The 13,495-nt window shown below is 60.6% G+C and carries 10 protein-coding genes; 4 read left to right on the top strand and 6 right to left on the bottom strand.

The genetic code is table 11. The annotated features are described in order from the left end of the window. The first annotated feature begins 73 nt into the window (after positions 1 to 73). Positions 74 to 1,975, top strand: coding sequence for a molecular chaperone DnaK (dnaK, locus tag AC2GXZ_RS11285; protein WP_483759229.1), 1,902 nt, complete (start codon positions 74 to 76; stop codon positions 1,973 to 1,975). 91 nt (positions 1,976 to 2,066) lie between these two features. Beyond that, complete coding sequence (gene dnaJ, locus AC2GXZ_RS11280; RefSeq protein WP_483759228.1) at positions 2,067 to 3,197, top strand: molecular chaperone DnaJ; 1,131 nt, start codon at positions 2,067 to 2,069, stop codon at positions 3,195 to 3,197. A gap of 180 nt (positions 3,198 to 3,377) precedes the next feature. On the opposite strand, the gene AC2GXZ_RS11275 is transcribed toward dnaJ, so the two are convergent. Beyond that, positions 3,378 to 4,769, bottom strand: a complete 1,392-nt coding sequence (locus AC2GXZ_RS11275; protein WP_483759227.1) for a M20/M25/M40 family metallo-hydrolase — start codon at positions 4,767 to 4,769, stop codon at positions 3,378 to 3,380. A gap of 225 nt (positions 4,770 to 4,994) precedes the next feature. On the opposite strand from AC2GXZ_RS11275, the gene AC2GXZ_RS11270 reads away from it, so the two are divergent. Then, positions 4,995 to 6,659: an L-lactate permease gene (locus AC2GXZ_RS11270; RefSeq protein ID WP_483759226.1), complete on the top strand. Its 1,665-nt coding sequence runs from the start codon at positions 4,995 to 4,997 to the stop codon at positions 6,657 to 6,659. A gap of 51 nt (positions 6,660 to 6,710) precedes the next feature. Here AC2GXZ_RS11270 and AC2GXZ_RS11265 read toward each other — a convergent pair whose 3' ends face one another. Next, complete coding sequence (locus AC2GXZ_RS11265) at positions 6,711 to 7,142, bottom strand: MarR family winged helix-turn-helix transcriptional regulator (RefSeq protein WP_483759225.1); 432 nt, start codon at positions 7,140 to 7,142, stop codon at positions 6,711 to 6,713. A gap of 418 nt (positions 7,143 to 7,560) precedes the next feature. Between AC2GXZ_RS11265 and polA the strand changes: the two genes are divergently transcribed. Next, the gene (gene polA, locus AC2GXZ_RS11260) at positions 7,561 to 10,545 is read left to right on the top strand and encodes a DNA polymerase I (protein ID WP_483759416.1); all 2,985 of its coding nucleotides are present in this window, start codon (positions 7,561 to 7,563) and stop codon (positions 10,543 to 10,545) included. Positions 10,546 to 10,578: 33 nt separating this feature from the next. Here the strand turns inward: polA and AC2GXZ_RS11255 are convergent, their stop codons facing one another. The 4 genes from AC2GXZ_RS11255 to AC2GXZ_RS11240 all read right to left on the bottom strand — a co-directional run bounded on the left by AC2GXZ_RS11255 (position 10,579) and on the right by AC2GXZ_RS11240 (position 13,404). Further along, positions 10,579 to 10,776: a hypothetical protein gene (locus AC2GXZ_RS11255; protein ID WP_483759224.1), complete on the bottom strand. Its 198-nt coding sequence runs from the start codon at positions 10,774 to 10,776 to the stop codon at positions 10,579 to 10,581. 176 nt (positions 10,777 to 10,952) lie between these two features. Next, a complete protein-coding gene (gene phnN / locus AC2GXZ_RS11250) occupies positions 10,953 to 11,558 on the bottom strand; it encodes a phosphonate metabolism protein/1,5-bisphosphokinase (PRPP-forming) PhnN (RefSeq protein WP_483759223.1) in 606 nt (201 codons plus the stop codon). Then, on the bottom strand, positions 11,555 to 12,694 hold the full coding sequence (locus AC2GXZ_RS11245) for an alpha-D-ribose 1-methylphosphonate 5-triphosphate diphosphatase (RefSeq protein WP_483759222.1): 1,140 nt from the start codon (positions 12,692 to 12,694) through the stop codon (positions 11,555 to 11,557). The genes phnN and AC2GXZ_RS11245 overlap by 4 nt, the downstream gene beginning before the upstream one ends. Further along, on the bottom strand, positions 12,691 to 13,404 hold the full coding sequence (locus AC2GXZ_RS11240; RefSeq protein WP_483759221.1) for a DUF1045 domain-containing protein: 714 nt from the start codon (positions 13,402 to 13,404) through the stop codon (positions 12,691 to 12,693). Before AC2GXZ_RS11240 ends, AC2GXZ_RS11245 begins: the two co-directional genes overlap by 4 nt. Positions 13,405 to 13,495: the final 91 nt, after the last annotated feature.

The following is a 13,495-nucleotide window of genomic DNA, read 5'->3' as shown; positions in this document are numbered from 1 at the left end:
CCATCCCATTCGAGGAACTGTCAGTGGAATGCCTCTCGGGGTCCGGACGGTTCGCTTAAAGGAGAGAGAAGACATGGCTAAAGTAATTGGCATCGACCTCGGCACCACCAACTCCTGCGTCGCCATCATGGACGGCAAGGACGCGAAGGTCATCGAGAACGCCGAAGGCGCGCGCACCACGCCCTCCATGGTCGCATTCAGCGAAGACGGCGAGCGTCTCGTCGGTCAGCCGGCCAAGCGCCAGGCAGTGACCAACCCGACCAACACCCTTTTCGCAGTCAAGCGCCTGATCGGCCGCCGCTTTGAAGACCCGACCGTCGAAAAGGACAAGGGCCTCGTCCCCTTCGATATCGTCAAGGGTGACAATGGCGACGCCTGGGTCAAGGCGCATGACAAGAACTATTCCCCGGCCCAGATCTCCGCCATGATCCTTCAGAAGATGAAGGAAACTGCGGAATCCTACCTCGGTGAAAAGGTCGAAAAGGCCGTCATCACCGTGCCGGCCTACTTCAACGACGCTCAGCGCCAGGCAACCAAGGATGCCGGCCGCATTGCAGGTCTTGAAGTTCTGCGCATCATCAACGAGCCGACGGCTGCAGCCCTTGCCTATGGCATGGACAAGAAGGACGGCAAGACGATCGCCGTTTACGACTTGGGCGGCGGTACGTTCGATATCTCGGTTCTCGAAATCGGCGATGGCGTCTTCGAAGTGAAGTCGACCAATGGCGACACCTTCCTCGGTGGTGAAGACTTCGACATGCGTCTCGTCGAATATCTCGCAAACGAGTTCAAGAAGGATCAGGGCATCGACCTGAAGAACGACAAGCTTGCCCTGCAGCGCCTCAAGGAAGCTGCCGAAAAGGCCAAGATCGAACTGTCGTCCTCGCAGCAGACCGAAATCAACCTGCCCTTCATCACCGCTGACGCGTCCGGTCCGAAGCATCTGACGATGAAGCTGACCCGTTCCAAGTTCGAAAGCCTGGTCGACGATCTCGTTCAGCGCACCGTTGCTCCGTGCAAGGCAGCCCTCAAGGATGCCGGCCTGACGGCAGCCGAGATCGACGAAGTCGTTCTCGTCGGCGGCATGAGCCGCATGCCTAAGGTGCAGGAAATCGTCAAGCAGCTGTTCGGCAAGGAGCCGCACAAGGGCGTCAACCCGGATGAAGTCGTGGCACTTGGCGCAGCCATCCAGGGCGGCGTTCTGCAGGGTGACGTTAAGGACGTTCTGCTGCTCGACGTGACCCCGCTGTCGCTCGGCATCGAAACCCTCGGTGGCGTCTTCACCCGCTTGATCGACCGCAACACGACGATCCCGACCAAGAAGTCGCAGACCTTCTCGACTGCTGACGACAACCAGCAGGCCGTGACGATCCGCGTTTCGCAGGGCGAGCGTGAGATGGCCCAGGACAACAAGCTGCTCGGCCAGTTCGACCTCGTCGGCCTGCCGCCTGCACCGCGCGGCATGCCGCAGATTGAAGTCACCTTCGACATCGACGCCAACGGCATCGTCCAGGTTTCGGCCAAGGACAAGGGTACCGGCAAGGAACAGCAGATCCGCATCCAGGCATCCGGCGGTCTTTCCGACGCCGAGATCGAAAAGATGGTCAAGGACGCGGAAGCCAATGCAGAGTCCGACAAGAAGCGTCGTGCTGGCATCGAAGCCAAGAACCAGGCCGAAAGCCTGATCCATTCCAGCGAGAAGTCGCTTCAGGAATATGGTGACAAGGTAACCGAGACCGACCGCAAGTCGATCGAGGATGCTATTGCCGCCCTGAAGACCTCGGTTGAAGCCTCCGAACCGGATGCCGATGACATCCAGGCCAAGACCCAGACCCTCATGGAAGTTTCCATGAAGCTCGGTCAGGCCATCTACGAGGCCCAGCAGGCTGAAGGTGGTGATTCCGAAGGCGGCAAGGACGACGGTGTCGTCGATGCCGACTACGAGGAAATCAAGGACGATAAGAAGTCGGCATAAGGGCCTCCGTTGACGGAAGCCTCAAGATAGTCGACTAAAAGTTCCGGCTGCCTCGTGCAGCCGGACTACGTTTCCGGAGCCGGATACCTGAATGGCCAAAGCAGACTTTTACGAAATCCTGGGTGTCGCCAAATCGGCTGACGAGAAGGAGCTGAAGAGCGCCTTCCGCAAGATGGCCATGAAGTACCATCCGGACAAGAATCCGGGCGATGCGGAAGCCGAGCATAAGTTCAAGGAACTCAACGAAGCTTATGAAACGCTGAAGGACCCCCAGAAGCGGGCGGCCTATGATCGTTATGGTCATGCAGCCTTCGAACAGGGCGGCATGGGCGGCGGCGGTGGCGGCTTCTCCGGCGGTCAGGGCGGTTTCTCGGATATTTTCGAAGACATTTTCGGCGAGATGATGGGCGGCGGACGCGCCAGGCGTTCGTCGGGTGGTCGCGAACGCGGTGCCGATCTCCGCTACAATATGGAAATCTCGCTGGAGGAGGCCTATAACGGCAAGACCGCGCAGATCAGGGTTCCGACCTCGATCACCTGCGATGTCTGTTCCGGTTCGGGCGCCAAGCCCGGCACACAGCCGAAGACCTGTGGCACCTGCCAGGGATCCGGTCGTGTACGCGCTTCCCAGGGTTTCTTCTCGGTCGAGCGCACCTGCCCGACCTGCCACGGCCGTGGCCAGACGATCACCGATCCTTGCGTGAAATGCCATGGCCAGGGCCGCGTGACGGAGGAGCGTTCGCTCTCGGTCAACATCCCGGCCGGCATCGAGGATGGCACTCGTATCCGCCTTCAGGGCGAGGGCGAGGCTGGCGCGCGTGGTGGCCCGGCGGGCGATCTCTACATATTCCTGTCGGTGACGCCGCACGAATTTTTCCAGCGCGATGGTGCAGATCTTTATTGCGCCGTGCCGATCTCGATGACGACGGCCGCCCTTGGCGGCACGTTCGACGTCGGCACGCTCGATGGCTCGAAGTCGCGTGTATCTGTTCCTGAAGGCACTCAGGCGGGCAAGCAGTTCCGCCTGAAGGGCAAGGGCATGCCGGTTCTGCGTTCGTCGCAGACGGGTGATCTCTATATCCAGATCGGTATCGAGACGCCGCAGAAGCTGACCAAACGTCAGCGGGAACTGCTGCAGGAGTTCGATGAGATCTCGTCCAAGGAGAACAATCCGGAATCGACCGGTTTCTTTGCCCGGATGAAGGAATTTTTCGACAACTGATCGAAGACGATCCTGAAATTGAAAACGCCGGCTGAACAGCCGGCGTTTTGCGTTTATGGTACTGTGAAAGCCCACCGGCCGTCGTGCTCGGGCTTGCCCCGAACATATGCTGTCGTTCAATTCAGCCCCGACGTGGAAAGATCCTCGGGACAAGCCCGAGGATGACGAAGCGCAAAAGGCTTACTTCTGAGCCAGCGCCGTCATGATCCGTGCCCAGGAACGGATGCCCTTGTGGTAGGATTTGAGATCGTATTTTTCGTTCGGTGAGTGGATGCGGTCGTCGACTAGGCCGAAGCCGATGAGCAGCGAATCCATGCCGAGCTGTTTCTGGAAATCGCCGACGATCGGGATCGAGCCTCCCATGCCGATGATCACCGCCGGGTTTTTCCACTCCTCCGACAATGCTCCCTTGGCCTTGGTGAGCGCCGGTGAATCGTAGGAGAGCTGGATTGCCGGCGAACCGCCATGTTCGTGGAATTCCACCGAGCAATCGCCGGGGATTTTCGAGTTCACGTAAGCGCGGAAGGCTTCACGGATCTTTGCGGGGTTCTGATCCCCGACGAGGCGGAAAGAGACCTTGGCCGATGCCTGCGCTGCAATCACCGTCTTGAAACCTTCCCCGGTATAACCACCGGTAATGCCGTTCACTTCCGCCGTCGGGCGTGCCCAGGTCAGTTCCAGCACCGAGCGGCCCTTTTCACCTGACGGAATGGACAGGCCGACGCCCCCGAGAAAGCTCTCGGCATTACGTCCGAGCACGTCCCAGCCTTCCTTGATATTCGTCGGGGTCTCTTCGACGCCGTCGTAGAAACCTTCGAGCGTCACCCGACCGGTCTCGTCATGCAGGCCGGCGAGAATATCGGTGAGGATGTGGATCGGATTGGCCGCAGCTCCACCGAACAGGCCCGAATGCAGGTCACGATCGGCGGCCTTGATGACGATCTCTTCGCCGACGAGACCACGCAGCGCCGCGGCAATGGCCGGCGTGTCGCCATCCCACATGCTGGTATCGCAGACCAGCGCATAATCCGCCTTCAGCTCGGCAGCATTGGCATCGAGGAAGGGTTTGAGCGACGGCGAGCCGGACTCTTCCTCGCCTTCGAACAGGATGGTGACGCGGATCGGCAGCGAACCGTTGATTTCCTTGTAAGCGCGGCAGGCCTCGACGAAGGTCATCAACTGGCCCTTGTCATCGGCCGTGCCGCGGCCGGTCAGCACCTTGCGACCGGGCGAAATCTCCTTGATCTTCGGCTCGAAGGGCGAATCCTCCCAAAGTTCGATCGGGTCTACCGGCTGCACGTCGTAATGTCCGTAGAACAACACATGCGGAGCGTCGGCACTGGCACCGGCGTGGTGGGCAACCACCATCGGATGGCCGGCCGTATCGCGCACCGAGGCATCGAAACCAATGCCCTTCAACTCGGTCACCAACCATTCGGCGCCCTTGCGGCATTCGGCCTTATAGGCTGGATCGGTGGAGATCGACTGGATGCGGGTAAGCGCGAACAGGCGCTCGATGCTGTCGGAGAGGTTCTGGTCGGCGCGATCGAGAACGGCGGAAATATCGGTCATGGAAATCACCTTGTCTTTGAGCGGCAGCACACGCGGGCGGCCAGCTTGCCCCAAACTGTTAGCAAGCAAGGGCCGGCCGGCACAATGGAAAATGCCGGACCTCAACGCCTGATAGCCCTGGAATGCAACTTTGGTCGTGGAGGTACAACTCTGGACTGTCATGATGATCGGGCTGTATGCTCCAAAATCGGGCAATATTCCGTCCGGCCTTGGGAGGGGCTTCACATGTGGAATCAAGTTTATGACCCCACGGGCAGCGCCGTGCTGTCCACCATTCTTGCTGCGATCCCGGTTTTCATTCTTCTGGGCCTGATCGCGACCAATGTCGTCAAGGCTCATGTCGCGGCGATCATCGCGCTGGTGGTTGCCAATCTCATCGCGATTTTCATCTTCACCATGCCCGCGTCGATGTCGATCCGTGCAACCGTGCTCGGGGCCATTACCGGATTCTTCCCGATCGGCTGGATCGTTCTGAACGTCATTTTCCTCTATCGGCTGACAGTGGAGAAGGGGCAGTTCGAGAAGCTGCAGCAAACGATCGGTAGCGTCACCGATGACCGTCGCATCCAACTGCTGCTGATCGCCTTTGCCTTCGGTGCCTTCTTCGAAGGGGCATCCGGCTTCGGCACGCCGGTTGCCGTCACCGGCGCGATCCTGATCGGGCTGGGTTTCTCGCCGCTTGCCGCGTCCGGCTTGTCGCTGATCGCCAACACCGCACCCGTTGCCTATGGCGCGCTCGGCACGCCGATCCAGGGCCTGTCGCAGGTCACCGGCATCGATCCCTATCTGCTTGGTGCCATGGTCGGCCGGCAGCTGCCGTTCTTTTCGGTCCTTGTGCCGTTCTGGCTGATCTGGGTGTTTGCCGGAAGAAAGGGCATGATGCAGATCTGGCCGGCAATCCTCGTCACCGGCGCATCCTTCGCCATCTCGCAATTCTTCATCTCCAACTACATCAATCCCTGGATCGTCGATATCGGCGCCTCGCTGATCTCCATGGCCTGCCTGATCGGCTTCCTGCAGGTCTGGCAACCGAAAGAGGTCTGGACCTCGCCCAAGCTGCGCGGCCATGACATCTCCGATGACGGCACGCTCAAGGAGGCAAAGCCGGTCATACGTCCTTCACCGAAAGAGGTTCGGGCAGCACTCACCCCCTGGGTGATCGTCTGCGTTGTCCTGCTGATCTGGGGAACGGGTTATTTCAAGTCGGCGGTCAATTCCTGGGCGATCTGGAATTATCCGGTTCCGGGCCTTGACAAGATGATCGCCAAGATGCCGCCGGTGGCGCCGGGTCCGACGCCGGAAGCGGCGACCTTCTCCTTCACCTGGCTCTCTTACACGGGGACGGGGATGCTGATCGCAGCGCTTCTGTCCGGCCTGGCCATGGGCTTCACGCCGGGACAGATGGTGAAGACCTACGCGAAAACGATCAAGTTATGCGCCTATTCGCTGATCACCATCTCGGCGATGCTGGCGCTCGGCACGCTGACAAGGCTTTCTGGGATCGATTCCACGCTCGGCCTCGCCTTTGCAGCGACAGGCGTGCTCTATCCGTTCTTCGGCACGCTGCTCGGCTGGCTGGGCGTTGCGTTGACCGGATCGGACACCGCCTCCAATATCCTGTTCGGCAATCTGCAGAAGGTGACTTCGGAACAGCTGGGACTTTCGCCGATCCTGATGGGAGCCGCGAACTCGTCGGGCGGCGTCATGGGCAAGATGATCGACGCGCAGTCGATTGTCGTCGCCTCCACGGCGACCGGCTGGTTCGGCCACGAGGGCAGTATCCTGCGCTTCGTTTTCTGGCATTCGATCGTGCTGGCCTGCCTTGTCGGCGTGCTGGTGACCTTGCAGGCCTATGTCTGGCCCTTCTCGGCCATGGTCGTTCAGCCGTGATGCAATGATCGCCGAAACCGCCCGGATCTCGGTCCGGGCGGCCTGGTCTTTTTAGCCCTTCCGGCTGTTGCCGATGATGAGGCGCATATATTCGATCATCAGTTCCCGCTCGAACTGCCGGAACCCCGAGAACAGAACGCTGTCGGCTTCCGCGGCCGCCTCGACGGCGCTGGCCTCCAGCGCCCGCCCGAGTTCCGTCAGGCTGATGATCTGCGCGCGCCGGTCGTTCGGATGCGGTGTGCGGGCAATCAGCCCGTCCCGCTCCATGCGGGCCAGCGTATTGGCAAGCGTTGCCTGCTCAACCTCCAGCTTGTCGAGCAGCTGTTTCTGCGTCAGCCCGTCCTCCTGCCACAATTCCAGAAGCACGGGAAACTGCCCCGGCGAGAAGCCGAGCGTCGCCGCCCGCTTCTGCAGCGATCTTGAAAAGACCCTTGCGAGTTGCCCCGCCAGATAGGTCGCTGACTGCGAGCGATCGAATCCCATGGCCTCCGCCACAATTTTCCAGGGAAACCAGCCATGCTGGCGAACGATGATCGATACTACGCGATGGAAACCGGAGATTGGGGCAGCCGTAGCCGATTGGCAAGATCGCCAAGCGCTCCGCAAAGGACAAAATGCAAATAAAAACGCCACGGCCGGGAGGGGACAGCCGTGGCGTTTCATATAAGAGGACAAAGACCCGGAGAGGGGGATAGGCCTTTGTCCGGTCTGGTGAGGCGGGGGACGTGCCTTATGCCAGACTGCGGCGTTATCAGTCGCCGGTGACCTTGAAATGTGAGCCGGATTGCGGCTTTTCAAGGGAAAGCGCCATTACAAATCGGTAAGGTTCCTGGGCGCGGAGCCTTGCCCGTGGCGACAAGTTTTCATGGACGACGCGCATGCGCCACGCTATTCCATGCCCATGAAAAAAGGCGATCACCTCTTCCTCATCGATGGTTCCGGCTTCATCTTCCGCGCGTTTCACGCGCTGCCGCCATTGACTCGAAAATCCGACGGCCTGCCGGTCGGTGCGGTCTCGGGCTTCTGCAACATGCTCTGGAAGCTCTTGACCGATGCCCGCGACACGTCCGTTGGCGTGACGCCCACCCATTTCGCCGTCATTTTCGACTATTCTTCGAGGACCTTCCGCAAGGATCTCTACGACGCCTATAAGGCAAACCGTTCTGCACCGCCGGAGGAGCTGGTTCCGCAGTTCAGCCTGATCCGCCAGGCGACCCGCGCCTTCAACCTGCCCTGCATCGAGACGGAAGGGTTCGAGGCCGACGACATCATCGCCACCTATGCCCGTCAGGCGGAAGCGACCGGCGCCGATGTCACCATCGTCTCCTCCGATAAGGATCTGATGCAGCTCGTCACGCAGATGGTCCATATGTATGACAGCATGAAGGACAAGCAGATCGGCATTGCCGAAGTTGTCGAAAAATGGGGTGTATCGCCGGAAAAGATGATCGACCTTCAGGCGATGGTCGGAGATTCGGTCGATAACGTCCCCGGCATCCCCGGCATTGGGCCGAAGACGGCAGCCCAGCTGCTGGAAGAGTTCGGTGACCTCGACACGCTGCTTGCGAGGGCCGGGGAGATCAAGCAGGTCAAGCGTCGCGAAAACATCATTGCCAATGCCGATCTCGCGCGGCTCTCCCGCCAGCTGGTGGAACTGAGAACCGACGTGCCGCTGGAGCTCGATCTCGATGCGCTGTTTCTTGAGCCGCAGGATGGGCCGAAGCTGATCGCCTTCCTGAAGGCGATGGATTTCGGCACCTTGACGCGCCGTGTCGCCGCCGCCTGCGATTGTGATGCAAATGCCATCGAGCCTGCCACGGTCGAGGCGGAATGGGGGCCTGATGCCCGTGGCCCTGACCTCGATGCAGCGGCTCCCACAGGCGCTGGTAAAGCGGCTGGCGTGGCAGCGCCGACCGCAACCGCCAAGTCCGCGGCGACGGCAGACACCGGCGAGGCAACGCCATCAACATTTGCTGCCGCCCGCGCGGAAGCTTTCGCCAATGCCAGGATTGATACGACGAAATACGTGACAATCCGTGATGCCGCTGTGCTCGAAGAGTGGATAAAGGCGGCTCGCGAAACCGGCCTCGTCGCCTTCGACACCGAAACCAATTCGCTCGATCCGATGCAGGCGGAACTGGTCGGCTTCTCGCTCGCGATTGCCGATAATACTGCAAGCCCGTCAGGCCTCGATGTCCGCGCGGCCTATGTGCCGCTCACCCACAAGACCGGCGTCGGCGATCTTCTCGGCGGCGGCATGGCTGAAAACCAGATCCCGACGCGCGATGCTCTGGATCGGTTGAAGCCGCTTCTCGAAGATCCGTCGGTGCTGAAGGTCGCGCAAAACCTAAAATACGACTATCTCGTCATGAAGCGTCACGGCGTTACCGTGAAGGGGTATGACGACACGATGCTGATGTCCTACGTGCTGGAGGCCGGCATGTCCGGCGGCCACGGAATGGACGCGCTGTCGGAGCGTTGGCTGAACCACAAGCCGATCGCCTTCAAGGATGTCGCGGGTTCAGGCAAGAGCGGCGTCACCTTCGATTTCGTCGATATCGACCGCGCATCGGCCTATGCCGCCGAGGATGCGGACGTCACGCTCCGCCTGTGGATGGTGCTCAAACCCCAGCTCGCAGCTGTCGGCCTGACCCGCATCTATGAGCGGCTCGAGCGTCCGATGGTGGACGTCCTGGCGCGCATGGAAGAACGCGGCATTTCCATCGACCGGCAGATCCTTTCACGGCTTTCCGGCGAACTCGCGCAGAAGGCTGCCGGTTTCGAGGCCGAGGTCTATGAACTCGCCGGCGAAAAATTCAACATCGGTTCGCCCAAGCAGCTGGGCGACATCCTGTTCGGGAAAATGGGGCTGCCGGGTGGTTCGAAGACCAAGACCGGCCAGTGGTCGACATCGGCGCAGGTGCTGGAAGACCTTGCTGCCGAAGGCGCTGAACTGCCACGCAAGATCGTCGATTGGCGCCAGCTGACCAAGCTGAAATCCACCTATACCGACGCGCTGCCCGGTTACGTTCATCCCGATACGAAACGCGTTCACACATCCTATTCTCTGGCATCCACGACGACCGGCCGCCTGTCGTCCTCCGAGCCGAACCTGCAGAATATTCCGGTCCGCAATGCCGAAGGTCGCAAGATCAGGACGGCCTTCATCGCATCGCCCGGCAACAAGCTGCTCTCGGCTGACTACAGCCAGATCGAATTGCGCGTGCTTGCCCATGTTGCTGACATTCCGCAGCTGCGTCAGGCTTTCGAGGATGGTGTCGACATCCATGCGATGACGGCATCCGAGATGTTCGGTGTCCCGGTCGAGGGAATGCCGAGCGACGTGCGCCGCCGTGCAAAGGCGATCAATTTCGGCATTATTTACGGCATCTCGGCGTTCGGCCTCGCCAACCAGCTGTCGATCGAGCGCTCTGAAGCAAGCGATTACATCAAGAAGTATTTCGAGCGCTTCCCGGGAATTCGCGATTATATGGAGAGCACCAAGGTCTTTGCCCGCGAGCATGGTTATGTCGAGACGATCTTCGGGCGTCGCGCGCATTATCCTGAAATACGCTCGTCCAACCCTTCCATGCGCGCCTTCAACGAGCGTGCCGCGATCAACGCACCTATCCAGGGTTCGGCTGCCGATATCATCCGTCGGGCGATGGTAAAGATGGAGCCTGCCCTTGCCGATGCGGGCCTGTCAGCGCGCATGCTGCTGCAGGTCCACGATGAACTGATCTTCGAGGTCGAGGACGCGGAGGTCGAAAAGGCCATGCCAGTGATCGTTTCGACCATGGAACAGGCGGCCATGCCGGCCATATCGATGAAAGTTCCGCTCAAGGTCGATGCGCGCGCTGCCGACAACTGGGACGAAGCGCACTGACGCCTTGAGATGTTGTTGCGGTTGATCGCTCGGCTATTCCGGATAAAGGGAGTGGAGCGCGGTGGAGAGAAGCTCCTCGGCATAGGTGTTGGCCGATCGTTGTGCCGCTTCGCTCAGGCCAAATTCCAGCGATCTTTGGCGAACGGTTTCCTGGATGAGGGCGGCGATACCGCGCGCCTGATCGCCGCTGCCGCCTTCGGTCGTGTCGAGAGCCAGGGCCAGCGATGTCATGGCCACGATTTCCAGAACCACCATCCGCCCTTCGAGCGCGGATAAAAAGGATGAATCGGGGTCAGCCGCGACCCCGTCGTGTTTTCTCGACTCTATCACCGCCCCAGCTCCATTAGGTAATCGAAATAAACAAAGTAGAGGAGCTGGAACAACTGTAAAGCAGGCTGGAACTATTTTTATTTGCCACTGAAATCTTGGGAAAGCAAAGTGGAGAGAGCCTCGACCAGCGCTTTTCCCGCCGTTTGCACATCGCCACTATTGTCGATGGTCACGACCCGGTAATCGCCGATGACCTCGAGCGATCCGCGCGCCATGCGCCGCAGAATGTCGTCTCTGCTTTCGCGTCCGCGGGCCTCCAGCCGGGCTGCCAGCACCTCTGGCCGCGCCGTCACGTTGATGACGACGAGCGCAGGATAGGCCTCGTTGAACACCTGCAGCGCCGAACGCGAGCCATTGGCTATCACCAATGCACCACGCGCCACGGCGTCCTTTGTCTCCACGGGAATGCCATAATGCAGCCCATGCGCATTCCAGGAGACGGAAAACCGGCCGGCGGCCTCCATCTTTTCAAATTCCGCTTCGCAGACGCCGTCATGATCCTCGCCGCCGGCACTTGCATCACGGGTAATCACACGCCGGGCGAATATCACCTCGGAGCGGTCGGACAAGGACTGCGCAGCATAGGCCATCAACGTGTCTTTGCCGGCGCCGCTCGGACCGACGACCACGACCATACAGCCGGGGCGCGTGTCTGTGTGGATTTCCGATGAGCTGTCCATCATGCCACCCGTCGGCCCTGCCGCCAGATCGCCCGTGCAACCGGCACGCCGGCTTCGCGATGGACCCGCACGATATCGGCCCGTAAACCGCTGGCGATCCGGCCACGGTCGGCAAGACCCGCGATTCGGGCGGGCGTTGAGGTGACCATCGATATCGCCTTGGGGAGCGAAAAGCCGTCGATCTCGTCAGCCAGGATAAACGGCGCATAGAGCAGGCTGAGAGGAACGTAGTCGGACGAAAGAACGTCGAGCACGTCGTTTTCGGCAAGGTCGCGAGCGGCGATATTGCCGGAATGCGATTTGCCGCGCACCACGTTCGGCGCGCCCATCAGGACGCCCATGCCTGCTTTGTGCGACGCCGCGGCAGCCTCGAAGCTTGTCGGGAATTCGGCAAGCTTGACGCCGTTCTCGATCGCTTCGTCGACATGGGTAAGCGTCGCGTCGTCATGGCTGGCGATCGTGATTCCGCGTTCCGAGCAATGCTTGGCGATGGCAATGCGGTGCGGCGTCGAATTGCGCTGCGATTCAGCCACACGCTTGTCGATGAAGGCCTTGAAAGCCTCGTCGGAAAGACCGCGCTTCTTCTGGTAGTAGAAGATGTACTGTTCCATCGTCTGGAACTGACGCTGGCCGGGTGCATGGTCCATCAGCGAAACGAGGCGGACATGGCTGTCGTTTTCGAAGTCGGCGAAATGTTCCAGCACGTTGTCGGCCGAAACCTCGCAGCGCAGGTGAATGAGATGCTCGGAGCGGAGCCGTCCGTCGCGTTCGGCCGCCTGGATTGCATCAGCCATGATCCGCATCTCGCCATGTTCGAAGCCACCGTCCTCGTCCGAACCCATGCGCAGGCAATCGAACACGGTGGTGATGCCGGAAGAAGCGATCTGCGCGTCATGTGCCTGGATGGCAGCCGTCGCGTTCCAGCGCACGCCGGGCCGCGGCGAGTAATGCTGTTCCAGGTGGTCGGTGTGAAGTTCGACCAGGCCGGGGATCAGGTAGTCACCCTCGAAATTCTCGCCGGAATGGACATTGCCTTCGGAAATGTCGGCGATCTTGCCGTCACGGACCTGCACGGAACCGGAAATCACGCGGTCCTCCAGTACGATCCGGGCATTGGTGAATACGGTTTCGGTGGTCATGGGGTGGTCTTTCCGATCTGGGAAGCGGGCTTCAGGGGCAGCCAGCGATGGGCGATGAAATCTGCGCCGCGGGCCGGCTCGGTGAACAGCGCGATGCCGTCGATTGCAAGCGGCCTGTTGGTGAACGCGGCAAAGCGCGGTTCCAGCGCGTCGCGCATGGCGGGCGCCTGTTCCGGCGGAACCTGACCGGAAAGCGTCATGTGGAAACGGAACTCATCCATCACATGCGGATACCCCCAGCGCATCAGGTTGGCGCGGTGCGCGGCCGAAAGCGTCTCCGGCTTGCGGCGGGCGATGTCAGCGTCCGAAAGTGGCGCCCGGAATGGCTCGAATTCTTCGACGATACGCGCTGCGAACGCCTGCAATTCTGGATAGGCCTGATCCGGTACCAGCGCGAAAAAGCGGCCGAGCTGGCCGATCACGACATTCGGGATGTCGAAAGCCGGCGTCGTTGCAGCAAACTCCTCGAAGGCATTGATCAGCTCGGCTTCACTGCGCCCTTGCGCCAGCTCAAACGGCGCCTTCAGCGTCGCGTGGAAGGCGTAGCGGCGCGGATCGGCTGTCAGAGCGTGAACCTCCTCGGTCGACAGGCCGTCTGCCTCAGGCGTGGGGAATATCTCGCCACTGAAGGAATCGCGACCGAGCCAACGGGATGCTGTCTTCGTCAGCGGATGGTCCGCGGCGGGAGAAAAATAAAGGGCGTAGCGCAAGATATCATTCCGGGATCAGGAAAGGGGACTAAGCCGGAACTGTAACCATCCGACACGTCCGTAGACAGGCCCTGCGCCTAAAAGATTTCCA

The organism is Aliirhizobium sp. YIM B11859 (assembly GCF_057163345.1).
Note: the sequence above shows the minus strand (reverse complement) of the source record. Positions and strands in the feature narration are given on the sequence as shown.